This is a genomic window from Rahnella sp. BCC 1045, assembly GCF_019049615.1.
Taxonomy (GTDB): domain Bacteria; phylum Pseudomonadota; class Gammaproteobacteria; order Enterobacterales; family Enterobacteriaceae; genus Rahnella; species Rahnella contaminans.
The window spans coordinates 1-25,145 of sequence record NZ_JAFMOZ010000099.1 but is presented as its reverse complement, the minus strand read 5'-3'; the positions used below and the strand labels follow the sequence as shown (position 1 = coordinate 25,145).

The following is a 25,145-nucleotide window of genomic DNA, read 5'->3' as shown; positions in this document are numbered from 1 at the left end:
AGCCTGTCAGAAGGTTTCCCAGTTATCTGCCGAACCCGCTCGCGCGGTAGCCGGAAGTAACGTGGGTTGAGCCACCTGGCGTGGTGTAAAGGCCTGTGACTGGCCACTGCGGCGTTGCAACACGCCCCCGGCGGTGGCGAGGCGGAACACCGATACTGCGCGGGTCAGATTCTCAGATTCAATTTCAAGCGCGTGCGTGGAAGCAGCAGCCTGCTGAACCAGCGCGGCGTTTTGCTGAGTCACCTGATCCATTTGTGTCACGGCAATCGAAACCTGCTCGATTCCGCGGCTTTGTTCGTCTGACGCCGAGGCGATTTCGCCCATGATGTCGGTAACGCGGGTCACGGCGCGCACGATGTCATCCATCGTGTTACCGGCGGATTCCACCAGAACAGAACCCTGACTGACGCGGCTGACAGATTCATCAATCAGCGCCTTAATTTCTTTGGCAGCCTGCGCACTGCGCTGCGCCAGACTGCGAACTTCACCGGCCACGACCGCAAATCCGCGACCCTGCTCACCGGCACGCGCCGCTTCGACTGCGGCGTTCAGCGCCAGAATGTTGGTCTGGAAAGCGATGCCGTCAATCACGCTGGTGATTGCGCTGATTTTCTTAGAGCTTCCGGCGATATCATTCATGGTTCTCACCACGTTGCCGGTCAGTTCGCCGCCTTTTTCTGCGGTATTGGATGCATCACGCGCCAGCTGTGTGGCCTGACGGGCGTTCTCGGCGTTTTGTTTCACGGTCGCGGTCAGCTCTTCCATGCTGGCCGCGGTTTCTTCCAGCGCCGAAGCCTGTTGCTCGGTGCGTGAAGACAAATCTGTGTTACCGGCTGCAATGCCTTTCAGGCCGGAGAACATCGTGTCAGCGCCGTGGCGTACGGTGCGGACGGTTTCGGCCAGCGACTGCTGCATCTGTTGCAGGCTTTCGAGCATCACTTTAATTTCGTAGCGCCCTTCCACCGTGATTGGCGCGGAAATATCCCCGGCACCGATACGGTCAAAATGGCCGCGCATGATAGTCAGCGGAGTGAACAGAATGCGACGGGTTACGACCAGCGCCAGCGCCGTCAGTACCAGCAACAGCACCGTGACGATGGTGGTGTTGATCATCACGCTCTGATAAGAATCCGCAGTTTGCGTTTGCGCCTGCTGGAAACGTCCGCCCACATAAGCGGTGTAATTACCCACTTCTTTCTGGAACAAATCCTGATATTTCTGCGTCGGGCTGGCGAGGAATCCGTCCATGTCGCCGCGCGATAACGAATCAATCAGAACCTGCAACATACCGTGCAGCGCTTCGTAGCTGGCTTTATTCACGGTCGTCAGTTCAGCGGCTTTTTCAGTTCTGCGAGGCAGAGCCAGGAAAACAGCGTAAGAATCTTCAGCACTTTTCAGGCTGTTTTTAGCGTCACCCATCAGCTGCGTTACGGTATCCTGCGGCTGTTTCAGCGCCAGACGCGTCGCCGCGCGGTTCAGGGTATTACGGGTTTGCAGCAAATATGACCAGGTCTGGCTGAGCGCATCACGCTGTTCAGCGGTGTTGGATATCTGCTCAAAATTCAACTTATCCGTGTGGGCAGCTTGCAGCGATAAACCGCTACTGACCAGTTGCATAACGAAAAAAACTAACAATAACAAAAACATGCAGGTGGACACACGGATGTGCTTAAACATGGATAACCTCGTTGGGTGACAGCCCTGACCGTCACCCTCTTTCTTATATAATTATGCGATGTACGTGACTCAGAAGGTTTCCCAGTTTTCGGTTAAATCTGTACTTTGCGCTCCACCTGAACCGGCTTTAGAACCTGAAAGGTTCGGAGTCAACAGAGGCAGTCTTGCCGAAGTGCCCGGGTTCTGGCGCACGCTGTTATTTGCGGTCTGGCTCAGCGTAAACACCGCTACAGATTGCGTCAGCAGGCTTGCCTGCTCTTCCAGGGCCGCCGAAGCGGACGCGGATTCTTCAACCAGTGAGGCGTTCTGCTGCGTCACCCGATCCATTTCAGTGATAGCTTGTGCGACCTGCTCAATGCCGCGGCTCTGTTCATCAGAAGCCGAGGTGATTTCGCCCATAATGTCGGTCACACGCGTAACGGCGTTCACCATGTCGTGCATGGTTTCACCGGCACTTTCAGCCAGCACTGAACCGGTATTAATACGGCTGACAGAATCATCAATCAGCCCTTTAATTTCTTTTGCTGCCTGCGCGCTGCGTTGCGCCAGCGTACGCACTTCACCGGCCACAACCGCGAACCCGCGGCCCTGCTCACCTGCGCGCGCGGCTTCCACCGCAGCGTTCAGTGCCAGAATGTTGGTCTGGAACGCAATCCCGTCGATCACACCGGTAATATCGGTGATTTTCTTCGAGCTGCTGGCGATGTCATTCATGGTATCGACCACGTTTGCCACCACTTTCCCACCCTTTTGAGCGGTTTCAGACGCGCTCAGTGCCAGCTGGCTGGCCTGACGGGCGTTTTCGGCATTCTGTTTCACCGTGGCGGTCAGCTGTTCCATGCTGGCGGCGGTTTCTTCCAGCGCGGACGCCTGTTGCTCGGTGCGCGAAGACAAATCGCTGTTACCGGCAGAAATTTCGCTCGCTCCGCTGTAAATGGCATCGGCGCCGTGACGCACGCCAGATACGGTGCGAATCAATTCGTCCTGCATGTACTTGAGACTATCGGCAAGCTGGCCGATTTCATTACGGCTTTTCACGACTATTTCGTGCGTCAGGTCACCGGTTGCAATTTTGCGGATGGTCTCGACAATATTTTTCAGCGGATGGACCAGAATTTTCTGCACACCCAACCAGGCCAGAACCATGAAAATAATCAGCACAGCCAGCACGGTGCCCAGCATCCACAAGGCGTGGGTGAAGGAGTTATCACTGATCTGAACGGCGTCGTTGTACAGGCGATCGTTCTGATCGATATACGTGACGAAGGCTTTTTCGAAGTTGTCCTGATACTGCTGCGTGGGTTGTTCGAAGAAATCATTGATACGGCCCAGACCAATCAGTTCGATCAGTTCAGAAAGCGCGTCGTGCAGAACCTGATATTGCTTTTTAGCGTCTGCCGCGTATTCCGAGTTCTGGCTGGCATCGACAGGAATCTTTTGATAATTGGCAAAATGCTGATCGGCGATTTGCAGATCTTTCGTCGCGGTATCAATGAGTTCCTTAACCGTCGCACCGCTCCCCATCTGATTAGCGTCAAGCATGAAACGGATGCCTGCGCGGTTAAGCGTGTTGCGGGTTTGCAGCAGGTAAATCCAGCTGGCGTTGAATTCCGCCTGTTGTAAACGGATCTCCTGCGAAGTGGTGAAATTGTCTTTGTCTGTCTTTAAGGATTTAAAGAACAGGCCGCCGGATACCAACTGTAAAGCACCGAAGACCACCAGTAAGATCACGATACCCGTGACCACTTTCATACGGTTAAACATGTTGTTCCTTTTTAAATGGGATTTATCTGGAACAGTTATCGGCAGAAAGTGCGGGAACTTTATGTGATGAGGATCAGATTTTTTTGGAGGGGTCAGGCAACGGTGGCGACAAAACTCTTTAACAGCGCAATGCGTTTCGCGTCAGGGTTCACCAGAAGGTCGTTGTAGATGGTCAATACTACGCCTTTGAGTAATTCGGTGGTGTTATCGATTTGGGAAAGGGTTTTAAGTTTATCAATATCATTGCCAATTTCACGCCCCTTCAGGGAAAGGCGTTTATTGGCCAGACCGGTCGCCAGTTCTGACGTCAGCAACGTCACCAGACGCCTGGCCGCTTGCGGATTTGATGCCAGCTGATGAATGTAATACTTGAGCAGCAACGGGACGAAATCAGGCGTTGCACCGAGTTCCGCAATCGCCAGATTGAGCAGGTCAATCATGTGCGCAGGCACACGACTTTCCACAGCCTTGCGCTGTATCTGCAACTGCTTTCTGATGGCGGGCACAGACTGAAAAGGGATTACCGCAACGTTATCGCAGGTTTTACAGACGCCCGCGATGATATTTTTCACCCTACCACTGCCATCATCAAACGGCACATCGCGCAGCTGATAACTTACGGTTCGTAAGGCCTCACAGACGCTACACACCGCCTTTTTCTCATCCCCGACTTTATAAATAATCATAATTTTCCTTAATGATGAACGCTGATAAAAACGCTGGTTGGATCTGTGAAATACCATTTTATGTACCAGTGAATTCCGGCACTCGTGACAGTGATAATGTGGACATCAATGCTGCTGTCGTAATGGTACGGACGAACCTGATGATTATCCCCGGATGCCCTGCCGATCAACGCAGCGACTTCAAAGGGCGTGATGTCACCCGTGCTCAACAAATTCTTAAGATGAATCTCGCGCCTTGCCTCAAATTCAATATTTCCGTTCTTTAAACATTCGATCACCTTCCATTTGATCTCTCTGAAACTCATGTGGCCTCAATGTACGCCGGTTGTCGTACTTAATCAAATTATTATTTTGCCTCACGTCTTTATCCGTAAAGCCCCTTCTGCAGGGCTATCACGCCATAATGGGTAAAAAGATGCGCAGAGAAAATAATTGTTTTTCAAGCAAATGGAAGACATTACGCAAAGATGCGCTGCACAGTCTGCAACGCGGGTTTTGAAAGTCAGTAAGGCTCGCAGGATGCGGTCTTGCCCCGCCCTCTCACGTTAAACAATAAATAACTCATCAGCGCCAGGATCCACACGCCAATCGCGCCGTACAGTAAGACGCCCGAAAAACCTTCTGTCAGTGCCTGCGCCGCTATACCGCCAGCCAGCGAAACTTCGCTGCCACCGGCGATGTGTTCGGCGATTGCCGGTAAATTTTCTCCGGCGGGCAACAATGCTTTCAGGCTGGCGGCGATGCCCGTAACCAGCAGGCTTCCCATCAGCGCGATGTTGATTGCCAGCGTGATAAGCCGCGCGCTGATATCAATGCCCGACGCCATTCCTGCGCGGTCGCCGGGGACGGAACCGGTTGTCGTGTTGGTCACCGGCGTATTGGTCAGGCCCAGCGCGGCACCGGCAATCAGTGCGCCCGGCAGCAGGCTGGTGTGCGTTATGACGGCGATATTCATCAGCATAAACCCCGCGCCGATAGTGAATAAACCCAGTGGGATCAGCCGTGCTGCACCGAATCTGGCGGTCAGCTTTTCGCCCAACGGCGGCATCAGCAACGTCGGTAATGTGTAAGCAAGAAGCGCCAGCCCGGTTGCAACGCTGCTGTAACCCAGCCCGCTCTGGTAATAAACCGGCAGATAAATCATCAGCGGCCAGAAGCTGAAGTTCATGCCCACAGACCCCATCAGCGCGCCGGAAAATGGCCGGATGCGGAACACCGAAAAATCAAACATCGGGTGCGGATGACGTTTCTCCGTCCAGACAAACAGCACCGCACTCAGCGCCGTTACCGCAATAATGCTTCGCGCCAGCGTGCTTTCCCAGCCCAGACTGCTGCCCTGCGTAATCAAATACGTTGCGCCCATCACTGTCACCGACAGCGTCAGCAATCCGCCGAGATCGAGTTTTTTGACCTGCCCGTCGCGGGATTCCACCACGTTATTCAGCGCCAGAATCAAGGTGATCACCGCGATAAAACAATGCACCAGAAATACCCACTGCCAGCTCAGCCATGCCACCAGAAGCGCGCCGATAATCGGCCCGAACCCCAGCCCGAAACCGAAGGTAATCCCCCACGCGGCGAATGCCTGGCTGCGCGCCTTGCCCTGCGGAAATTGTGTGGAAAGAATGGCGATGAGACACGTCAGCATCGCGCCGCCGCTCAGGCCCTGAAGGAAACGTCCGGCAATCAGCCACGCGGCGCTGCCGGATAATCCGCACATCAGCGATGTCAGCCCGAACGCGGCGATACTGATGATGAAAACGCGTTTGCGTCCGAAACGGTCGGCCAGCGTGCCGGTTGCCATCAGCACGGTTGTGCAGGCCAGCGTGTACGCGTTCATGATCCACTGAAGTTCGCGGAAACTGGCGTGCAGCTGTGCTTCAAGAACCGGCGAGATAACCGGTACGCTGGAGATTTCCAGCCCTGACATCAGGGCCGCGAGGCACACAGCCATCAGTGCCAATGTGTTTTTCATGCGTAAATCCTGCAAACGTTGAGAGGCGTCCAGCATGGAAGATCGGCGGCGCAGTGGAAATCAGCGGATATGCCATGTATCGTCAAGATCATGCCAAACTGATGGTGACCTGTTATGCAAAAAATCGAAGCAACACGCGTTTCTGCGCCGCAAAACCGGCGGCTGGTTTTGCTCGCCTACGAATGCTTATGCACGTTTGAATTTGGAACAGCGGTCGAGGCGTTTGGCCGCGCCGATGAACTGACCGGCGAACCGTTGTACGAGTTGTCCGTCGCCTCCGTTGAGGAAGGCGCATTTGGCGCACAGGGCGGTGTCCGTTTAGTGGTGGATGGCGGGCTGGAGCTGCTCGAAGGCGCGGGCACGATTGTTATCCCCGGCTGGCGAAGCATTCACGAACCGGCACCTGACCGGCTGATTGCGGCACTGCAAAATGCCCATCGTAACGGCACGAGAATTGTGTCGATCTGCGCGGGCAGCTTTGTGCTCGGCGCTGCCGGTTTGCTCAACGGCAAACGCGCCACCGCGCACTGGAACAGCACCGACGTACTGGCACAAAGGTTCCCTGAGGTTCAGGTTGAGCACGGTATGATTTACGTCGATGAAGGCAGCATCATCACCTCCGCCGGTGGTGCGGCGGGCGTTGACTTGTGTCTGCATCTGATCCGCCGCGATTACGGTATTGAAGTCGCAAACCGCACGGCGCGCCGGATGGTGACACCGCCGCTGCGCGAGGGCAATCAGGCGCAGCTTATTCAGCAACCGGTGCCGCGTTATCAGACCAGAACGCTCGCCCCTCTGCTGGATGATTTGCGCAGCCATCTCAATACGCCGCTGGTCATTGAGCAACTCGCCATACAAGCGGGGATGAGCCGCCGCACCTTTTTACGACGTTTCCATGATGCAACCGGCACCACGCCGGGCGAATGGATGCTGGGTGTCAGGCTGGAGAAAGCCTGTGCCCTGCTGGAAAACGGCAGTCTGAGTATTGACCGTGTCGCAGAACAGGCAGGATTTGGCTCACCGGAAACCCTGCGCCATCACTTCCGCCAGCGGCTGGGAACCACACCAACAAAATGGCGTAAAACGTTTCTGGAAAGAAGTCTGGTGGGATGAGTTCGGGCAAATAGAGGGCATTAATACCCCATCCCAGACTTCCCCTTCGCAGGGGAAGGAGCAGGACAAAACCGGCTTATGGCTCTGGCTCTGGCTCTGGCTCTGGCTCTGGGAAGGAGCAAGACAACACCCTTCTGCATTGGATTTTGCAAAAGAATCAGAACGAAGGTTTTATTCGATCGGGAATGGCGTGATCAAAAATCTTGCTGAACGGAGCGGCTTCGAGACCTATGGCTCGAAGACCGAGAGAAGGCATCGCGAAGCGACAAGATTTTGCGCCACACGCGGCGGTGACAGAACATGTCCGTCGTGCCTGCGGCAGCGCGCAGTGAAAAGAGCGTGGAGTCCAGAGGCCCGCGCGATTGCGGGTCTCTGGGCCAGTGTGGGCGGCGAGCCCACGCCCTTGACGTTCAAAGGATTAGATCTTCGTCACCGAATCAACCAGTGCCATTTCTTCACTACTCAGCAGCTTCTCAATATCCACCAGAATCAGCATACGGTCACCGAGCGACCCCAGACCGGTCAGGTACTCCGTCGACATGGTTACGGCGAATTCCGGTGCCGGACGGATTTGATCCTGGCTCAGCGACAGCACGTCAGAAACGCCATCAACCACAATCCCGACCACACGGTTTTCGAAGTTCAGGACGATCACCACGGTGTTTTCATTGTAAATCACGTCTTCCTGCGCGAACTTTACCCGCAGGTCGAGGATTGGCACGATCACGCCGCGCAGGTTGGTGACGCCTTTAATAAATGCCGGGGTGTTGGCAATGCGGGTTACCTGGTCGTAGCCGCGGATTTCCTGCACTTTCAGGATATCGATGCCGTATTCTTCATCGCCTAAAGTAAAGATCAGGAATTCCTGACCTACCGTTTCGCCCGCAATTTTAGACACGGTTGCAAGTCCTGCCATGTTGTTCACCTTTGCTTTTTATCTTTAAATCGGCCTGAGTTCTTCACACCCGGCGACGGTTCAGGTCGCCGGAAGCTTTGCTTGTTATGCGGCGGTTGCGCCTGTTGCTAATTTATCGCGGTTCAGCGACTGCAAGGCAGACACATCCACGATGAGGGCCACACTACCGTCGCCCAAAATGGTGGCGGCAGAAATGCCCGGCACTTTGCGATAGTTGCTTTCCAGGTTTTTCACCACCACCTGATGCTGACCAATCAGCTGATCAACCAGCAACGCGTAGCGACGCCCCGCACTTTGTAAAATCACCACGATGCCCTGCGTCGCTTCAGTTTTCGCGTCTTTAACATCGAAGACGTTATAAAGCTCGACCAGCGGCAGATATTCGCCGCGCACTTGCAGAACACGCTCGCCACCGGCCAGCGGGTGTAAATCTTCCGACAGCGGTTGCAGCGATTCCATCACCGCATTCAGTGGCAGAATGAAGACTTCTTCACCGACTTTCACTGACATGCCGTCAAGGATCGCCAGCGTCAGCGGCAGCAGGATGCGGATAGTGGTGCCTTTACCTTGCTGGGAATGGATTTCAACGTGACCGCCCATTTCCTGAATGTTTCGTTTCACCACGTCCATGCCCACGCCACGGCCTGAAACGTCGGTGACTTTTTCTGCCGTCGAGAACCCGGCGGCAAAGATCAGCATGCCGACTTCTTCGTCACTCATGTTGTCGTTGACGTTCATGCCCTGCGACGCGGCTTTCGCCAGAATACGTTCGCGGTTAAGACCGGCACCGTCATCAATCACTTCGATGCAGATGTTGCCGCCCTGATGCTCCGCGGACAGCGTCAGGTTACCGGTCGCATCTTTGCCGTTGGCGATACGCACTTCCGGCGTTTCCACACCGTGGTCGAGGCTGTTACGCACCAGGTGCGTTAACGGGTCAATAATGCGTTCGATCAGGCTCTTATCGAGTTCAGTTGAGCTGCCCAGCAACGTCAGTTCGATTTGCTTGTTCAGCTTGCTCGCCAGATCACGCACCAGGCGCGGGAAGCGGCTGAACACGAATTCCATCGGCATCATACGGATCGACATCACCGATTCCTGCAAATCACGGGCGTTGCGTTCCAGCTGCCCCATGCTGTTGAGCAGGTCGCTGTGGATCACCGGATCCAGCAGGTCAGAACGCTGCGCCAGCATGGACTGGGTGATGACCAGTTCACCTACCAGGTTGATGAGCTGATCCACTTTTTCAACCGCAACGCGGATGCTGGTGGATTCCGGCGCTTTTGGCGCACGGGCTTTTGCCACTTCGGTGTTCGGCACAGCGGCCAGAACCGGCGCAGTACGCGGCGTGGCCGGAACCGGTGCAGCTTCAGCGACGACAGACACGGCGGCCGGCGTTTCGACAGCCGCTGGTGCCGCGGCGGCGGCGTGTGTGAAGCTGATTTGTTCCGGTTCGAGCACGAAGCACAGAACAGCAATAATGTCGTCTTCGGTCACGGTGGTGACCAGCGTCGCTTCCACGCTGTCTGCGGTCTGAACCGGATCTTTAATTTCGCCAAGATTACCCAGTTCTTCCAGCATGACCGGAACTTCCTGGGCTTTCAGACCGGAGAGGCGTACGCGCAGGTCGCCTTTGCCTGCGGCAGGTGCGGGAGGTGCGGCCGGTGCAGCTTCCGGGGCATTCGCCGCCGGGACGGATTCGACGACGTGAAGATCCGGAGCAGGCTCCCGCTCTTGTTGCGCGTCGAGGGCCAGTTGTCTCAGGGCTGCACAGATGTATTCAAAGCTGTCTGCATCGGGATCCCGGGATGATTTATAGGCGTCGAGTTGCTCCTGCATAATGTCTTTGGTTTCCAGAAACAGGTTGATGATGTCAGTGCTCAGGCTCATTTCAGCACGACGAGCACCGTCGAGCAGGTTTTCCAGTAAGTGAGTCGTTTCCTGCAAAACCGTAAATCCAAAGGTCGCTGCGCCCCCCTTAATTGAGTGCGCGGCGCGGAAAATCGCGTTGAGCTGCTCAATATCGGGCGCTTGCGGATCAAGCAACAACAGATGTTGTTCCATGTCCGCCAGCAACTCGTCTGCTTCATCAAAAAATGTCTGATAAAAATCAGTAATATCCATGCTCACGTGATCACCTCTGCTGTGAATCGCGGCTTGTTGATGTGGTCGCAGGTGCCGTGACCGTCGCAGCGGCCGGAGCCGATGGTGCAGGTTGGGCGCCCGCCGATGGTGTCACTGGCGTCTGCGTAGTAATCCCGGGTATTGATGGTGCCTGTACTGGTGCTGCTGATGATTCTGGTGTCGCTGGCACGGCCGGAACCGGGCTCATTTTCGGCGCGAGTGCCGGGGCAGTCTGACGTCCAGGGACCTGTCTTTGCAGTTCACCGGCGTCATTGATTGTGATCGCTTCGCCCTCACTGTTTTCCCGCTCAATCGCTTCTTCTGCGTGTTTATTGAGAACTAAAATACTGATGCGACGGTTTATCGCGTCTCCGGCCGGATGATTTTTAAGCTGCATGGTGGAACCCATGCCCATCACCCGCAGAACCTTCCCTTCGCTCAGGCCGCCGATAATCATTTCACGGCGCGAGGCGTTGGCGCGATCGGTCGATAATTCCCAGTTGCTGTAACCACGTTCGCCCTGCGCATACGGCATGTCATCGGTATGACCGGCCAGGCTGATTTTGTTCGGGAAATCGTCCAGAACCGGCCCGATAGCGCGCAGGATATCGCGCATGTAAGGCTCAACAATGGCGCTGCCAAGCTGGAACATCGGGCGGTTTTTGCTATCGATGATCTGAATACGCAAACCCTGCTCAGTGAGGTTAATCATCAGATGCGGACGTAAATCCTTAAGCCGCGGATCGGATGCCAGCATGTCTTCCAGCTTCTGCTGCAGGCGTTGTAAATCTCCGGCCTCACGTTTGCTCTCGCCCTGCGACTGATCCATTTTGTGGACTTCACCGTCCTGCACCGTCGGGTCAGCGCCACCACCCGGGATCGGGCTGGTGGCATCGCTGCTGCGTGGCCCGCCGGTAATGGCCACCGCCAGTGGCGTACGGAAGTATTCGGCAATTTGCACAAGTTCTTTAGGGCTGGAGATCGAAATCAGCCACATCACCAGAAAGAAAGCCATCATCGCTGTCATAAAGTCAGCGTAAGCAATCTTCCACGAACCACCGTGATGCCCTCCGCCGTGCTTATTCTTTTTCTTGCGTACAACAACGATTGGATGGCTCTGATGCTTCATACTTTTTCTTCTTCAGTTTGTTTCTGGCCCGGTGATTTGACCTGACGAACGTGTTCCTCCAGCTCGATGAAGGAAGGTCGTTCGGAGGTGTAAAGCGTTTTACGGCCAAATTCGACGGCTATTTGTGGCGCGTAACCGTTGATACTCGACAGCAAAGTCACCTTGATGCACTGCATCATTTTGGCGTTTTCTGCGCTTTTTTGTCGCAGTACGCTGGCCAGCGGGGAAATAAATCCGTAGGCCAAAAGGATACCGAGGAAAGTCCCCACCATCGCATGGGCAATCAGTGCCCCGAGCTCTGCGGCCGGACGATCCGCCGCTGCCAGGGTATGTACGATCCCCATGACCGCCGCCACGATACCGAAAGCAGGCAGTGAATCGCCGACCAGCGCCAGGCTGTTTGCCGGGACTTCACTTTCATGCTCGTAGGTTTCGATTTCCTCATCCATCAGTGCTTCGATTTCAAAGGCGTTCATGTTGCCGCTGACCATCAGGCGCAAATAGTCCGTGAGGTATTCGACTAAATGCTTATCGGCAAGGATGCGGGGATAATTAGCAAAAATGTCGCTTTCTGCCGGATTGTCGATGTCATTTTCCAGCGACAGCATCCCCTGCTGGCGCGATTTGGCTAACAGGCGGTACAGCAGCGCCATCAAATCCATATACAACGCTTTGTTGTATTTCGACGCGCGAAACAGCTGCGGTAAGGCACGCATAGTGGATTTAATCGCTTTGCCGTTGTTACCGACGAAGAAGGCGCCAATGCCGGCACCACCGATAATGAGTAATTCTGCGGGTTGGTATAATGCGCCCAGTTCACCGCCGACGAGCAGGAAACCGCCAAACACTGAGCCCATGACCACGAGGTAACCTAATATTACTAGCACGATGAATCCTTAATTCTATGTGGTTTTAGGGCGAGGAAAAGCGCGAGGCTGTGCCACCTTGCCCGATGTTACGCAGCTCAAACGTGCATAAAAGGGGCCAGATTATGGCGGAGACGTTAGGGGGAAATGATGAGCGGTGCTACCACCGCTCCGGACGACATACTGCAACCTAACAATCTCAGACAGCGCGCTTGACCTGTTCGTCCAGCTCTTGAGATGTTATATCGGCAACCTGCGGGGAAAGTTTACGTTTTTTTACTGCCCGGGATGGGGGTTGGCAAAGACTGCATACAAACCCGTGGCGCGGTTGGTGTGCATGGGTAATGAATGAACCTTCACAGCAGTTGCAGGCAGAGAGCTGCAGCATTCCGCTGTCGACAAAACGGACCAGCGTCCATGCGCGGGTCAGAGCAAGGATCGGCGCCTCGCCGGGCTGTTCCGGACATTGCTCCAGATAAAGACGGTAAGCCTTAATTACGGCTTCCACGCCATTACAATGTCCGCTCTTTAAGAGAAACGAGTACGCGTTGTAAAACATGGAAGAGTGGATGTTCTGTTCCCAGGTCATAAACCAGTCCGTCGAGAACGGTAACATCCCTTTTGGCGGCGGGCTGCCGCGCAATTCTTTGTACAGTTTAATCAGTCGGCCACGACTCAATTGCGTTTCGCTTTCCAGCATCTGCAATCTGGCACCCAGCGTAATCAATTCCATGGCAAGCTGAATGTCCCGTGCTTCCTGGACGATACTTTTTTCTGCCGGTTTGGTTGACGCATCTTTCCCTGACATAGCTACGCCCTTTTCTTCATCGCGCCGCTGTCTTTCGCAGCCAGGCCTTTAAGCAGGTGGCTGGACAACAGGATGCCGGTGTGGATTTGTTGTAAGTCATCCACACGCGATTCCTGAGTCAGTCGTTCAATTGTCTTACTGTCGTCAAAGCGGAACTGACATAAAAGCTGGTTCGTTTCAGCCAGCTTCACCATCTGTGGCAGCGTCAGTTGCCCCAGGGTTTCTGCCATTACGTCATCAATCCCCAGGCGAAACATCGCTGAGGCCTTTTCGTCGTTAATCAAGCGCTGTGCCAACAATAGATATGACAGGTTGATATCATATATGTGCTTTAGCAATTCGGACATTCTGTTCTACCCCATTACCGATGCCACTTTTTTAAGGTGGCGGATTGATAGACATATTCCATGCAGCAAGAGTTTCACCCGGCGTGACAGGAGTATTTTTTACTATCAAAACAATTGGATCATTGGCTGATTAATAAATCTCACGTTGGAAATAGATTTATCCTGCGGTATTTACTTCACCGCCAATACAAAGTTGTTCCTGATGTAAACTAAATTAATTGTGACAATTGCACTGCTAAGTAATCGTGAAACACTTCAGTTTTGGTGTACTGGCAGGGTCCGTTGCTGTGATGGCGTCTCATTCAGTGAAACGCTTTTACATACATTATTAGGAATAATCTTACTACGACGCAACTCTAACCCCGTTCCCTTTATACATACAATCTGGGCGTTGCCGAATTTTGAATAAAGTGTGACGCACATCACATTTTTAAAACTTATTTTGTCCCCAAAAGTGCAATTTATCGTAAAAATTTGCGCAGTTTTAAACCAAAAGTAAAAAAGCGTCTAAAAAAGGGGGCTGTGGCTGTCTTTTTTCGCCATTTTGAGATCATTTTGTACAAAGACCAATTAAAGCCAAATGATTAGCACACACACCAATCAATAATAGTTCACCCAGTTTTTTATGCTGTAAATTTCCAATAGCGTGATCATTGTGCTAATTCTGCGCAACCCAGTCACCACAAGGCTTACAGGGGAACGAGTCCTAAAAGTTTTGGTTAAATTTAGTTCAAAAAGTAGGGGAAACGTGAGCAACCACGCTATTTCAAAAGCAAAAAGACAATGATTGTAAGGATTTGTTACAAGGCGAGCGCAGACATCCAGTCATGAGACTAGATTGATAAGAAGAAATAATGAGACGGCGGACTTAGGCCGTACAAACGTATCGGCATCTCTTCAGGAAAACTTTAATGATTGTGCTTAAAAAAGTGGTTTATGCCGCTCAATGGCAAATTGAAAGCTCAAGAATAGGAATTTTATTACTCAACCAGCATCCCGCGCCACTTTGTGCGTGTAAAAAGCGAATAAAGCACATCGCTAAATGCATTTATTAAGAGGATTCTTGAATAGTCACGGAGATTAACCTGTTATTAAGCAGGCTAATTAGCGGGGGAAATAAAAATTTAATAATACACGGCACATAATCTGACCAGACAAGGGTGCGGTGTTGTTACTGAACAATAAAAGACCAAATAAAAAACCTGCCTGAATTTCAGGCAGGTCATAACGTAATATTATGGAATAAGGTTTTGTACGTTAAAAAGGCATGTTTCGTGGGTCCGTATGCTGATATTCGAACCCCAGCTCTTTGCAGATCCGGTCGCCATCGACGATTTTGCCCTTCCCTGCTGAAGGTTCTTCAGCAAACGTCGGAGGCACCAGCCCCATCTGCCGCGCCAGTGCCGGATAGAATTCGGCTTTTGCCGGATGCGAAGGCGCACAGAGATTATAGGTATGGCCACCTTTTGGCAGGCTGAGCAGCAAGGTGATGGCAGCGACCACGTCATCCTGATGAACCAGGTTGACGCCGTGCTGACCGCCTTTTACCTGCGTTTTTCCGGCCATGAATCGCCCCGGATGGCGATCGCCGCCCACCAGCCCGGCCAGACGCAGGACATCGACCGACGTATTCGGTAAACCGTGGAACCAGTTTTCCAGCTCTTTCAGTACAATGCCGCTGCGTGAAACCGGCAGCAGCGGCGCGTCTTCTTTCATCACACCTTCATGGTCGCCGTAAACGGACGTCGAGCTGGTAAAGATGATGCGCCGGACGTTATGCGCCAGTGCGCTGTCCGTCAGCTGTTGTACTGCCTGGAAATAGAGTTCGCTGCCTTCCGCCGTTCTGCGCGCAGGCAGCGTGATGATTAAAGCATCGACGTTGAGCAACTTTTCGAGATCGTCCGATTCGCATTCCATTTCCGGCGTGAAGACCAGCGGGAAACATTCAATGCCGATCATTCTGGCGGCATCGACACCGTCGGGCGTCGTTTTGCTCCCGACCACGTCGTACCCTTTTGAAGCCAGCGCCATTGCCAGCGGCATGCCCAGCCAGCCCAGTCCGATAATCGAAATCTTTTTCATACATCGCTCCGTTTGTTCTCTGGCATGATTTCACCAGTTGCAGATATCTCTCTTTATACTAGCAAAATACGCCTTTTCCCTTTGGTGGTGCGTAATGATTTTTCAGCGCCTGTTAGCAGATCATTCATTTATTTGATGAAAACCCTGCTGCGGATAAGAAAAACTCATCATAAGAAAAAAAGGTTGCGCAGTTGCCGCCCGATAGTTTAGTTTTATTGGCAACGAATTTGATACGTGTGGCGGATGATTCAGTTTTGAATCACGCGGCGCTGAATGAACAAAACGAGACACTGACATGACAAACGTTCTGATTAACCACCATCATCACCATCACCCTGACTAGTCTTTCAGGCGATTGGTGCTGGGAGACTGTTTAGATCTTCCAGTGGCGCAGAACGCAGAGAGAGCCCCCGGAAGATTTCTTCCGGGGGCTTTTTTTATGGCCGAAGGAATTGAAGTAAAAGAATCTGACGAACTGAATTTACGATAAATAATTGAGAAACTGAGGTCATCATGCTGGATAAAACACGTTTACGGATAGCAATGCAGAAGTCAGGTCGCCTGAGCGATGAGTCGCGCGAACTGCTGGCCCGCTGCGGGATTAAAATCAACCTGCAGGAACAGCGTCTGATCGCATTCGCCGAAAATATGCCGATCGACATCTTGCGTGTTCGTGATGACGATATCCCTGGGCTGGTGATGGACGGCGTAGTTGACCTGGGCATTATCGGTGAGAACGTGCTCGAAGAAGAGCTGCTGAGCCGCCGCGCTCAGGGCGAAGACCCGCGTTACTTCACACTGCGTCGTCTGGATTTCGGCGGTTGCCGTCTGTCACTGGCTACGCCGCTGGACACTGAATACACCGGTCCGCAAAGCCTGCAAAATGCTCGTATCGCCACCTCCTACCCACACCTGCTCAAACAGTATCTCGATAAAAAAGGCGTTGATTTCAAATCCTGCCTGCTGAACGGCTCCGTTGAAGTGGCACCGCGTGCGGGTCTTTCGGACGCAATCTGCGATCTGGTGTCTACCGGCGCGACGCTCGAAGCCAACGGCCTGCGTGAAGTTGAAGTAATTTACCGCTCCAAAGCCTGCCTTATTCAGCGCGACGGCGAAATGCCACAGGCAAAACAGCTTCTGATCGACAAAATGATGACCCGTATTCAGGGCGTTATTCAGGCCCGCGAATCCAAATACATTATGTTGCACGCGCCAAGCGAGCGTCTGGACGAAATTGTCGCGCTGCTGCCGGGGGCTGAACGTCCGACTATTTTACCGCTTGCAGGCGATCAGCAACGCGTTGCCATGCACATGGTTAGCAGCGAAACGCTGTTCTGGGAAACCATGGAGAAACTGAAAGCGCTGGGCGCCAGCTCTATTCTGGTTCTTCCAATCGAAAAAATGATGGAGTAATGCCATGAAGCCTGACGCGTTCTCTACGCCTATTGACTGGCAGCAATGCGACGCACAGCAGCGTCGCGACCTGCTGACCCGCCCGGCGATTTCTGCCTCCGACCGTATTACTGAATCGGTGAGCGAGATCCTGCGGCGTGTCCGCAGTGAAGGTGACAGTGCGCTGCGCGAGTTTTGCGCCCGCTTTGATAAAACTGAGGTGCAGGATCTTCGTGTCACCGCGGAGCAAATTTCAGCAGCCGCGGCGCGTCTTGGCGATGATGTTAAACAGGCGATGGCGCACGCAGTGCGCAACATCGATACTTTCCATCAGGCACAGAAACTGGCCGTGGTGGATATCGAAACGCAGCCGGGTGTCCGTTGTCAGCAACTGACCCGCCCGATTCAGTCCGTCGGACTGTACATTCCGGGTGGTTCCGCACCACTGGTCTCCACCGTATTAATGTTAGCAACACCGGCGCGTATCGCAGGTTGCCAGAAAGTGGTGCTCTGTTCACCGCCGCCGGTTGCCGACGAAATTCTGTATGCCGCACAGTTATGTGGCGTGGAAGAGGTGTATCAGTTGGGTGGCGCGCAGGCGATTGCGGCGCTGGCGTTCGGCACGGAAAGTGTGCCCCGCGTGGCGAAAATCTTCGGGCCGGGCAATGCGTATGTGACCGAAGCAAAACGTCAGGTCAGCCAGAGTCTGGACGGCGCGGCGATCGATATGCCCGCCGGGCCTTCTGAAGTGCTGGTGATCGCCGACAGCGGCGCAACGCCGGATTTCGTGGCGTCTGATTTGCTTTCACAGGCGGAACACGGCCCGGATTCCCAGGTTATTTTACTGACGCCGGATGTGAAAATGGCGCAGGCCGTCGGCGAAGCGGTTGAACGCCAGCTGGCGACGTTATCGCGCAGCGACATTGCGCGTCAGGCGCTGGAAAGTAGCCGTCTGATTGTCGCGAAAGATCTCGCGCAGTGTATCGAAATCAGCAACGCCTACGGGCCGGAACACCTGATTCTGCAAACCCGCGAGCCTGAGCAGTTGGTCGATAGCATCACCAGCGCCGGTTCGGTTTTCCTCGGCGACTGGTCACCGGAATCCGCAGGCGATTATGCGTCGGGCACTAACCACGTTTTACCGACTTACGGCTACACCGCGACCTGTTCAAGCCTGGGTCTGGCCGATTTCCAGAAACGGATGACCGTACAGCAGTTAACGCCGGAAGGGTTGCTGGGGCTGGCGGAAACGATTGAAACACTGGCACAGGCTGAACAACTGACTGCGCACAAAAATGCAGTCACCCTGCGTGTAAATGCCCTGAAGGAGCCGCGTTGATGAGTAATGAAATGAATCTCAGCGTTCAGGCGCTGGCCCGTAAAAACGTGCAGGAACTGACGCCTTATCAGTCCGCCCGTCGTCTGGGTGGCAACGGTGATGTGTGGCTCAATGCCAATGAATACGCCATCGCACCAAATTTTGAACTGACGCAGCAGACGTTTAACCGTTATCCGGAATGTCAGCCAGCACGGGTGATCAACCGCTACGCCGCTTACGCCGGTGTGGATCCGGAACAGGTGCTGGTCAGCCGTGGCGCTGATGAAGGCATCGAGCTTTTGATCCGCGCATTCTGCGAACCGGGCAAAGACGCTATCCTTTATTGTCCGCCGACGTATGGCATGTACAGCGTCAGTGCTGAAACCATTGGTGTGGAAGGCCGTACGGTTCCGGCAAAAGCCGACTGGTCTCTGGATCTTCCGGCGATCGAAGCCGCGCTGGACGGTGTGAAGCTGGTTTACGTGTGCAGCCCGAATAACCCGACCGGCAATATCATTGACCCGGACGAAATCCGCGCCGTACTGGAAATGACCCGTGGCCGCGCGATTGTTGCTGTGGACGAGGCGTATATCGAATTCTGCCCGCAGGCGAGCGTTTCCGGCTGGTTGCAGGAATATCCGCACCTCACCATTTTGCGAACGCTGTCGAAAGCTTTTGCGCTTGCCGGCTTGCGCTGCGGCTTCACGCTGGCGAACAGCGAAGTCATCGGCTTATTAATGAAAGTGATCGCGCCTTATCCAATATCTACGCCGGTCGCAGATATCGCCGCACAGGCACTGAGCCCGGAAGGACTGGTGCTGATGCGTCAGCGTGTGGCCGAAGTGACTGAAAACCGCGTCTGGTTGCAGGAAGAGCTGGAGAAATGCGCCTGCGTAGAAGCAGTTTTTGCCAGCGATACCAACTATGTATTGGCGCGTTTTACCGCATCTGCCGCAGCATTTAAAAACCTCTGGGATCAGGGCATTATCTTGCGTGACCAGAATAAGCAACCGGGGCTTTCCGGCTGCTTACGTATTACTATCGGCACCCGGGAAGAACTCCAGCGCGTCATTACCGCATTGCAGGCGCTACCCGGTGCCGGTGCCGGTGCCGCCTCTATTAATGAAAAACAAAATAGCCCCCGCAAGGAGCACATGTGAGCCAGAGTCCACAATTTCAAAAAACGCTCTTTATTGACCGTGACGGCACCCTGATTTCTGAGCCGCCGGAAGATTTCCAGGTCGACCGTCTGGATAAACTGGCGCTGGAGCCCGGCGTTATTCCGGCCCTGCTGTCCCTGCAAAACGCTGGCTTTAAGCTGGTGATGATCACCAATCAGGACGGTCTGGGCACAGCCAGTTTCCCACAAGAAACGTTCGATCCACCGCACAATCTGATGATGCAAATCCTGACTTCGCAGGGCGTGGTTTTCGATGAAGTGCTGATTTGCCCGCACCTGCCTGCGGACCACTGCGACTGCCGCAAGCCTAAAACCAAACTGGTGCAGGCATATCTGGAAAGCGGCGTCATTGATACCGCCAACAGTTATGTGATTGGCGACCGTGATACCGACATCCAGCTCGCCGCCAATATGGGTATCGCCGGGCTGCGTTATCAGCGCGATACGCTGAACTGGGCCAATATTGCCGGGCAACTGACGAAACGCGACCGCCATGCCAAAGTGAACCGCGTGACCCGTGAAACCGCAATTGACGTGGATGTCTGGCTGGATCGCGAAGGCGAAAGCAAGATCCGCACCGGCGTCGGCTTCTTCGACCACATGCTGGATCAGATTGCCACCCATGGCGGTTTCCGCATGAACATCGAAGTGAAAGGTGATTTGTATATCGACGATCACCACACCGTTGAAGACACGGCGCTGGCGCTGGGTGAAGCCATTAATAAGGCGCTGGGCGATAAACGCGGCATTGGCCGTTTCGGGTTTGTATTGCCGATGGACGAATGTCTGGCGCGCTGCGCACTGGATATCTCCGGCCGCCCGCACCTGGAATATAAGGCAGAGTTTAACTATCAGCGCGTCGGCGATCTGAGCACGGAAATGGTCGAGCACTTCTTCCGTTCACTGTCCTACGCAATGGCCTGTACCCTGCACCTGCGCACCAAAGGTAAGAACGATCACCATCGCGTCGAGAGCCTGTTCAAGGCATTCGGGCGCACGCTGCGTCAGGCGATTCGTGTCGATGGCAATACATTGCCGAGCTCGAAAGGAGTGCTGTGATGAACGTCGTTATCCTTGATACGGGCTGTGCCAACCTTTCTTCCGTGAAATATGCGGTTCAGCGTCTGGGTTTTGAACCGACGGTGAGCCGTGATCCGGAAATTGTTTTGCAGGCAGATAAGCTCTTTTTACCGGGTGTCGGCACCGCACAGGCGGCAATGGAACAACTCGAACAGCGCGAACTGATTGCGCTGATTAAAGCCTGTACACAGCCGGTGCTGGGGATTTGTCTCGGTATGCAACTGCTGGCGTCTTCCAGTGAAGAAAACGGCGGGATTGATACGCTGGGGATCATTGAAACGCCGGTGCGCCGTATGCCCGATCTCGGTTTGCCTTTGCCGCATATGGGCTGGAATCAGGTGACAGCGAACGCTGACAGCCATTTATTCCGTGGCATCGATGAAAACGCATACTTCTATTTCGTCCACGGATTCGCCATGCCGGTTTGCGAAAACACGATCGCGCAGACGCTTTACGGTGAGCCTTTCAGTGCTGCAGTGCAAAAAGACAACTTCTTCGGTGTGCAGTTTCACCCCGAACGCTCCGGTGCGGCGGGCGCACAGTTGCTGAAAAACTTTCTGGAGATGTAAACAGGATGATTATCCCGGCTTTAGATTTGATCGAAGGCAGCGTGGTGCGTTTGCATCAGGGCGATTACGGCCAGCAGCGTGATTATGGCAACGATCCGCTTCCACGTTTGCAGGATTATCAGCAGCAAGGTGCAGAAGTTTTGCATCTGGTTGACTTAACCGGCGCGAAAGATCCGGCGGCACGTCAGATCCCATTGCTGACAAAATTGCTGGCGGGCGTGTCTGTACCGGTTCAGGTCGGTGGCGGTGTCCGCACCGAACAGGACATTGAAGCCTTGCTGAATGCCGGTGCAACCCGCGTCGTCGTGGGTTCGACGGCGGTTAAAGAGCCGCAGAAAGTTCAGGGCTGGTTCCAGCGTTTCGGTGCAGACGCCCTGGTTCTGGCGCTCGATGTCCGCATTGCTGCCGATGGCACTAAAAACGTTGCCGTCAGCGGCTGGCAGGAAAATTCCAGTTCCACGCTTGAAGAGATCGTGGAACTGTTTCTGCCTTTCGGCCTGAAACACGTTTTGTGCACGGATATTTCCCGCGACGGCACGCTGGCAGGTTCAAACGTTGAGTTGTACCGTGAAGTGACCGCGCGTTTTCCGCAGGTTGCTTTTCAGGCTTCCGGCGGTATCGGTTCATTGCAGGACATCGCCAATCTGCGTGACAGCGGCGTGAAAGGCGTGATTGTCGGGCGGGCATTACTCGACGGTAAATTCAATGTGACGGAGGCAATTTCATGCTGGCAAAACGGATAATTCCCTGCCTCGACGTTAAAGACGGCCAGGTCGTAAAAGGCGTGCAGTTCCGCAATCACGAAATCATCGGTGACATCGTGCCATTAGCGAAGCGTTATGCTGAAGAAGGCGCAGACGAACTGGTGTTTTACGATATCACCGCTTCCAGCGATGGTCGTGTGGTCGATAAAAGCTGGGTGTCGCGCGTGGCAGAAGTCATCGATATCCCGTTTTGTGTCGCTGGTGGGATCAAAAGCCTGGAAGATGCGGGGCAGATTTTGCAGTTTGGCGCCGATAAAATCTCCATTAACTCCCCTGCTCTCGCCAACCCGACGCTGATCAGCCGCCTCGCCGACCGTTATGGTGTACAGTGCATCGTTGTGGGTATCGATACCTGGCACGACGCGGCAACTGGCACTTATCAGGTCCATCAGTTTACCGGCGACGAAGCACGCACCAAAGTGACCACCTGGCAGACAATTGACTGGGTGAAGGAAGTGCAGGAACGCGGCGCGGGCGAAATCGTGCTGAACATGATGAATCAGGACGGCGTGCGTAATGGATACGATCTGGAACAGCTGAAGATGATCCGCGAAGTTTGCCATGTTCCGCTCATCGCTTCCGGCGGTGCGGGCACAATGCCGCACTTCCTCGACGCTTTCCGCGAAGCACGCGTTGATGGCGCACTGGCCGCATCGGTGTTCCACAAACAAATTATCAATATTGGCGAGCTGAAAAGCTATTTAGCTGAAAATGGTGTGGAGATCCGCCTGTGAGTAATCAGGAAGTAAAAACCGGTCTGCTGACCGGCGAACAAATCAGCCAGCTCGACTGGAAAAAAGTCGATAACCTGATGCCGGCAATCATCCAGCATGCAGTGTCTGGCGAAGTGCTGATGCTCGGTTACATGAATCAGGAAGCCCTGAACGTTACGCAATCTTGCGGCAAAGTGACGTTCTATTCACGCACCAAAGAACGTTTGTGGACCAAAGGTGAGACCTCAGAAAATTATCTGAACGTGGTCAGCATTACGCCTGATTGCGATAACGATACGCTGCTGGTGCTGGTCAATCCGGTGGGTCCGACCTGCCATAAAGGCAACAACAGTTGTTTCCACCCTGCTGAAACCGACTGGGCATTTCTGTATCAGCTGGAAGAGCTGCTGGCTTCGCGTAAGACCGCCGATCCGGAAAGCTCCTACACCGCCAAATTGTATGCCAGCGGCACCAAACGTATCGCACAGAAAGTCGGTGAAGAAGGTGTGGAAACCGCGCTTGCTGCCACTGTCAACGACCGCTTTGAGCTGAAAAACGAAGCGTCAGATTTGGTCTATCACCTGCTGGTGTTGTTGCAGGATCAGGATTTGAACCTGAGTGCGGTGATTGATAACCTGCGTCAGCGTCATAAGAAATAACGTCAATTTTAAGACGTAAAAAAGCCGCCTTTGCTGATGCATTGGCGGCTTTTTTTATGACGCAAGCAACGGCGCGCTTTTCAGCACACCGTTAAACGAATTAATCCAACCATTCGGTATGGAATACGCCATCTTTATCAGTGCGTTTGTAAGTATGTGCACCGAAATAGTCACGCTGTGCCTGGATCAGGTTAGCCGGCAGAACCGCTGAACGGTAGCTGTCGTAGTAGTTGATCGCAGCAGAGAACGTTGGTGTCGGGATACCGTTCTGAACAGCATAAGACACAACATCACGCAGCGCTTGCTGATATTCGTCAGCGATGTTTTTGAAGTACGGAGCAAGCAGCAGGTTAGCAATGGACGCGTTTTCAGCGTAAGCATCCGTAATTTTCTGCAAGAACTGAGCACGGATAATACAACCAGCACGGAAGATCTTCGCGATTTCGCCGTAGTTCAGATCCCAGTTGTTCTCGTCAGAAGCCGCTTTAAGCTGTGAGAAGCCCTGCGCGTAAGAGACGAGTTTACCCAGGTACAGAGCACGACGCACTTTCTCGATGAACTCAGCTTTGTCGCCAGTGAAAGGTTTAACAGCCGGGCCGGACAGCACTTTAGAAGCCGCAACGCGCTGATCTTTCAGAGAAGACAGATAACGCGCAAACACAGACTCAGTGATCAGAGTCAGTGGTTCGCCCAGATCCAGAGAGCTCTGGCTGGTCCATTTACCGGTGCCTTTGTTCGCCGCTTCATCCAGAATCACGTCGACCAGGTATTTACCTTCTTCGTCTTTCTTGGTGAAAATGTCTTTGGTGATATCAATCAGGTAGCTGCTCAGCTCGCCTTTGTTCCACTCAGCGAAGGTGGTTGCCAGCTCTTCGTTGCTCAGGTTCAGGGACTGTTTCAACAGGGAATAGGCTTCTGCGATCAGCTGCATGTCGCCGTATTCGATACCGTTGTGAACCATCTTGACGTAATGACCTGCGCCATCAGCGCCGATGTAAGCGACGCAGGCGTCGCCATCTTCAGCACGTGCTGCGATTTTTTCAAGAATTGGCGCCACCAGTGCGTACGCTTCTTTCTGACCGCCAGGCATGATTGACGGGCCTTTAAGCGCGCCCTCTTCACCGCCGGACACGCCGGTACCGATGAAATTGAAGCCCTGCTCAGACAGTTCGCGGTTTCGGCGAATGGTGTCTTTATAGTAGGTGTTGCCGCCATCGATCAGGATGTCGCCTTTATCCAGGTGCGGAGTCAGGGATGCGATGGTTTTGTCAGTTGCTTCACCGGCTTTCACCATCAGCAAGATACGACGTGGTTTTTCCAGCGAGTCAACAAACTCTTCGACGGTGTAGTGCGGAACCAGATTTTTACCCGGATTCTCTGCGATGACTTCGTCAGTCTTGTCGCCAGAACGGTTAAAAATGGAAACGGAATAACCACGGCTCTCGATGTTAAGCGCGAGGTTACGGCCCATGACCGCCATACCGACAACGCCGATCTGTTGTTTGGACATTAGCAACTCCTGTCTGAAATAGTTGATCGCCCAGTTTTTAGTCTAAACCCCTGTTAACAGTGAGTTTAACTGCACTGAGCTATACAAATGAACACAAGCATTGTACATGAGAATGGCAAAGGGTGAACCTATTGCAGCCATAACAATATTCTGATCGCACATACCGGCAACCACCAGCCTCGCCTTTCTCAGAGGCCGACTTCACTTTACCGGTAACATGTGGGGAATGCAGGTGAAAAAGAGCTCTGTTTTCACATCAGTGCATCATTCATACAACCAGTCAGCCATAATATGTTTTTCTCGATTTACACGACCAAAATCAATAGGGAAGCAAACCTTGGATTCTCTAAAGAAATCCTCGACATCAAGAGTTTGTTCACCTAATTTTAAAAATAACCAGTCAGTAACATATTTTAAGCTATCAAATTTATTTCTGTAATACTCCGACCAATAAAATGATGTACCCGATAAAC

23 protein-coding genes and 1 other annotated feature are annotated in these 25,145 nt (G+C 53.5%); of the genes, 10 read left to right on the top strand and 13 right to left on the bottom strand.

The genetic code is table 11. The features are described 5' to 3' along the window. Positions 1-6: 6 nt before the first annotated feature. From J1782_RS04270 to J1782_RS04260, 3 genes are all read right to left on the bottom strand, one after another. On the bottom strand, positions 7-1,677 hold the full coding sequence (locus tag J1782_RS04270) for a methyl-accepting chemotaxis protein (protein WP_165057063.1): 1,671 nt from the start codon (positions 1,675-1,677) through the stop codon (positions 7-9). Between the two features lie 69 nt (positions 1,678-1,746). Beyond that, complete coding sequence (locus tag J1782_RS04265) at positions 1,747-3,441, bottom strand: methyl-accepting chemotaxis protein (RefSeq protein ID WP_217152488.1); 1,695 nt, start codon at positions 3,439-3,441, stop codon at positions 1,747-1,749. Between the two features lie 92 nt (positions 3,442-3,533). Continuing rightward, positions 3,534-4,127, bottom strand: a complete 594-nt coding sequence (locus tag J1782_RS04260) for a hypothetical protein (protein ID WP_217152487.1) — start codon at positions 4,125-4,127, stop codon at positions 3,534-3,536. 11 nt (positions 4,128-4,138) lie between these two features. Here J1782_RS04260 and J1782_RS04255 point away from each other — a divergent pair, with 11 nt between their 5' ends. After that, entirely contained in the window at positions 4,139-4,393 is a 255-nt protein-coding gene (locus tag J1782_RS04255; RefSeq protein ID WP_204902588.1) for a hypothetical protein, read from the top strand. A gap of 236 nt (positions 4,394-4,629) precedes the next feature. On the opposite strand, the gene J1782_RS04250 is transcribed toward J1782_RS04255, so the two are convergent. Further along, the gene (locus tag J1782_RS04250; RefSeq protein WP_217152486.1) at positions 4,630-6,102 is read right to left on the bottom strand and encodes an MFS transporter; all 1,473 of its coding nucleotides are present in this window, start codon (positions 6,100-6,102) and stop codon (positions 4,630-4,632) included. Positions 6,103-6,216: 114 nt separating this feature from the next. On the opposite strand from J1782_RS04250, the gene J1782_RS04245 reads away from it, so the two are divergent. Beyond that, the gene (locus tag J1782_RS04245; protein WP_217152485.1) at positions 6,217-7,215 is read left to right on the top strand and encodes a helix-turn-helix domain-containing protein; all 999 of its coding nucleotides are present in this window, start codon (positions 6,217-6,219) and stop codon (positions 7,213-7,215) included. A gap of 418 nt (positions 7,216-7,633) precedes the next feature. Here J1782_RS04245 and cheW read toward each other — a convergent pair whose 3' ends face one another. The 7 genes from cheW to J1782_RS04210 all read right to left on the bottom strand — a co-directional run bounded on the left by cheW (position 7,634) and on the right by J1782_RS04210 (position 15,487). Continuing rightward, positions 7,634-8,131, bottom strand: coding sequence for a chemotaxis protein CheW (gene cheW / locus J1782_RS04240; protein ID WP_095922337.1), 498 nt, complete (start codon positions 8,129-8,131; stop codon positions 7,634-7,636). A gap of 84 nt (positions 8,132-8,215) precedes the next feature. Further along, positions 8,216-10,255, bottom strand: coding sequence for a chemotaxis protein CheA (gene cheA, locus J1782_RS04235; protein ID WP_217152491.1), 2,040 nt, complete (start codon positions 10,253-10,255; stop codon positions 8,216-8,218). A gap of 10 nt (positions 10,256-10,265) precedes the next feature. Beyond that, complete coding sequence (gene motB, locus J1782_RS04230) at positions 10,266-11,384, bottom strand: flagellar motor protein MotB (protein WP_217152484.1); 1,119 nt, start codon at positions 11,382-11,384, stop codon at positions 10,266-10,268. Then, positions 11,381-12,271 carry a flagellar motor stator protein MotA gene (gene motA, locus J1782_RS04225; protein ID WP_152325852.1) on the bottom strand — a complete coding sequence of 297 codons (891 nt, stop codon included), beginning with the start codon at positions 12,269-12,271 and terminating at the stop codon, positions 11,381-11,383. Before motA ends, motB begins: the two co-directional genes overlap by 4 nt. 178 nt (positions 12,272-12,449) lie before the next feature. Continuing rightward, positions 12,450-13,058: a flagellar transcriptional regulator FlhC gene (gene flhC / locus J1782_RS04220; RefSeq protein WP_101078668.1), complete on the bottom strand. Its 609-nt coding sequence runs from the start codon at positions 13,056-13,058 to the stop codon at positions 12,450-12,452. 2 nt (positions 13,059-13,060) lie between these two features. After that, positions 13,061-13,405 carry a flagellar transcriptional regulator FlhD gene (gene flhD, locus J1782_RS04215; RefSeq protein WP_120508226.1) on the bottom strand — a complete coding sequence of 115 codons (345 nt, stop codon included), beginning with the start codon at positions 13,403-13,405 and terminating at the stop codon, positions 13,061-13,063. Positions 13,406-14,662: 1,257 nt separating this feature from the next. Further along, the gene (locus J1782_RS04210; protein WP_152325851.1) at positions 14,663-15,487 is read right to left on the bottom strand and encodes an SDR family oxidoreductase; all 825 of its coding nucleotides are present in this window, start codon (positions 15,485-15,487) and stop codon (positions 14,663-14,665) included. A 318-nt stretch (positions 15,488-15,805) separates the two neighbouring features. After that, positions 15,806-15,927: a sequence feature (His leader region), on the top strand. Positions 15,928-16,000: 73 nt separating this feature from the next. Between J1782_RS04210 and hisG the strand changes: the two genes are divergently transcribed. Genes hisG through hisIE form a run of 8 tightly spaced genes read left to right on the top strand, consistent with a single transcriptional unit; the run spans position 16,001 to position 23,162 of the window. Continuing rightward, the gene (gene hisG, locus J1782_RS04205; RefSeq protein ID WP_101078671.1) at positions 16,001-16,900 is read left to right on the top strand and encodes an ATP phosphoribosyltransferase; all 900 of its coding nucleotides are present in this window, start codon (positions 16,001-16,003) and stop codon (positions 16,898-16,900) included. A gap of 4 nt (positions 16,901-16,904) precedes the next feature. Then, the gene (gene hisD / locus J1782_RS04200; protein ID WP_152325850.1) at positions 16,905-18,218 is read left to right on the top strand and encodes a histidinol dehydrogenase; all 1,314 of its coding nucleotides are present in this window, start codon (positions 16,905-16,907) and stop codon (positions 18,216-18,218) included. Then, positions 18,218-19,357, top strand: a complete 1,140-nt coding sequence (hisC, locus tag J1782_RS04195; protein ID WP_217152483.1) for a histidinol-phosphate transaminase — start codon at positions 18,218-18,220, stop codon at positions 19,355-19,357. The genes hisD and hisC overlap by 1 nt, the downstream gene beginning before the upstream one ends. Continuing rightward, entirely contained in the window at positions 19,354-20,436 is a 1,083-nt protein-coding gene (gene hisB, locus J1782_RS04190; protein WP_152325848.1) for a bifunctional histidinol-phosphatase/imidazoleglycerol-phosphate dehydratase HisB, read from the top strand. The genes hisC and hisB overlap by 4 nt, the downstream gene beginning before the upstream one ends. Next, positions 20,436-21,026 (top strand): imidazole glycerol phosphate synthase subunit HisH, encoded by a 591-nt coding sequence (hisH, locus tag J1782_RS04185; RefSeq protein ID WP_152325847.1) that lies wholly within the window; start codon positions 20,436-20,438, stop codon positions 21,024-21,026. The genes hisB and hisH overlap by 1 nt, the downstream gene beginning before the upstream one ends. 5 nt (positions 21,027-21,031) lie before the next feature. Then, entirely contained in the window at positions 21,032-21,769 is a 738-nt protein-coding gene (gene hisA, locus J1782_RS04180) for a 1-(5-phosphoribosyl)-5-[(5-phosphoribosylamino)methylideneamino]imidazole-4-carboxamide isomerase (RefSeq protein WP_217152482.1), read from the top strand. Further along, positions 21,751-22,524 carry an imidazole glycerol phosphate synthase subunit HisF gene (gene hisF / locus J1782_RS04175; protein WP_152325845.1) on the top strand — a complete coding sequence of 258 codons (774 nt, stop codon included), beginning with the start codon at positions 21,751-21,753 and terminating at the stop codon, positions 22,522-22,524. Before hisA ends, hisF begins: the two co-directional genes overlap by 19 nt. 23 nt (positions 22,525-22,547) lie before the next feature. Next, entirely contained in the window at positions 22,548-23,162 is a 615-nt protein-coding gene (gene hisIE / locus J1782_RS04170; RefSeq protein ID WP_165058661.1) for a bifunctional phosphoribosyl-AMP cyclohydrolase/phosphoribosyl-ATP diphosphatase HisIE, read from the top strand. A gap of 100 nt (positions 23,163-23,262) precedes the next feature. Here the strand turns inward: hisIE and gndA are convergent, their stop codons facing one another. Beyond that, positions 23,263-24,672 (bottom strand): NADP-dependent phosphogluconate dehydrogenase, encoded by a 1,410-nt coding sequence (gene gndA / locus J1782_RS04165; RefSeq protein WP_165057033.1) that lies wholly within the window; start codon positions 24,670-24,672, stop codon positions 23,263-23,265. 264 nt (positions 24,673-24,936) lie between these two features. Continuing rightward, the coding region (locus J1782_RS04160) for a hypothetical protein (protein WP_217152481.1) at positions 24,937-25,145 on the bottom strand (209 nt) is incomplete at its 5' end.

Bases quoted from the DNA above. Each gene is read 5' to 3' on its own strand.
- J1782_RS04265 (WP_217152488.1), bottom strand. From the start codon at position 3,441: ATGTTTAACCGTATGAAAGTGGTCACGGGTATCGTGATCTTACTGGTG.
- flhD (WP_120508226.1), bottom strand. From the start codon at position 13,405: ATGTCCGAATTGCTAAAGCACATATATGATATCAACCTGTCATATCTA.
- hisH (WP_152325847.1), top strand. From the start codon at position 20,436: ATGAACGTCGTTATCCTTGATACGGGCTGTGCCAACCTTTCTTCCGTG.
- cheA (WP_217152491.1), bottom strand. From the start codon at position 10,255: ATGGATATTACTGATTTTTATCAGACATTTTTTGATGAAGCAGACGAG.
- J1782_RS04245 (WP_217152485.1), top strand. From the start codon at position 6,217: ATGCAAAAAATCGAAGCAACACGCGTTTCTGCGCCGCAAAACCGGCGG.
- motB (WP_217152484.1), bottom strand. From the start codon at position 11,384: ATGAAGCATCAGAGCCATCCAATCGTTGTTGTACGCAAGAAAAAGAAT.
- J1782_RS04210 (WP_152325851.1), bottom strand. From the start codon at position 15,487: ATGAAAAAGATTTCGATTATCGGACTGGGCTGGCTGGGCATGCCGCTG.
- hisG (WP_101078671.1), top strand. From the start codon at position 16,001: ATGCTGGATAAAACACGTTTACGGATAGCAATGCAGAAGTCAGGTCGC.
- hisC (WP_217152483.1), top strand. From the start codon at position 18,218: ATGAGTAATGAAATGAATCTCAGCGTTCAGGCGCTGGCCCGTAAAAAC.
- J1782_RS04255 (WP_204902588.1), top strand. From the start codon at position 4,139: ATGATGAACGCTGATAAAAACGCTGGTTGGATCTGTGAAATACCATTT.
- hisF (WP_152325845.1), top strand. From the start codon at position 21,751: ATGCTGGCAAAACGGATAATTCCCTGCCTCGACGTTAAAGACGGCCAG.
- cheW (WP_095922337.1), bottom strand. From the start codon at position 8,131: ATGGCAGGACTTGCAACCGTGTCTAAAATTGCGGGCGAAACGGTAGGT.
- hisA (WP_217152482.1), top strand. From the start codon at position 21,032: ATGATTATCCCGGCTTTAGATTTGATCGAAGGCAGCGTGGTGCGTTTG.
- J1782_RS04260 (WP_217152487.1), bottom strand. From the start codon at position 4,127: ATGATTATTTATAAAGTCGGGGATGAGAAAAAGGCGGTGTGTAGCGTC.
- J1782_RS04250 (WP_217152486.1), bottom strand. From the start codon at position 6,102: ATGAAAAACACATTGGCACTGATGGCTGTGTGCCTCGCGGCCCTGATG.
- gndA (WP_165057033.1), bottom strand. From the start codon at position 24,672: ATGTCCAAACAACAGATCGGCGTTGTCGGTATGGCGGTCATGGGCCGT.
- J1782_RS04270 (WP_165057063.1), bottom strand. From the start codon at position 1,677: ATGTTTAAGCACATCCGTGTGTCCACCTGCATGTTTTTGTTATTGTTA.
- flhC (WP_101078668.1), bottom strand. From the start codon at position 13,058: ATGTCAGGGAAAGATGCGTCAACCAAACCGGCAGAAAAAAGTATCGTC.
- hisD (WP_152325850.1), top strand. From the start codon at position 16,905: ATGAAGCCTGACGCGTTCTCTACGCCTATTGACTGGCAGCAATGCGAC.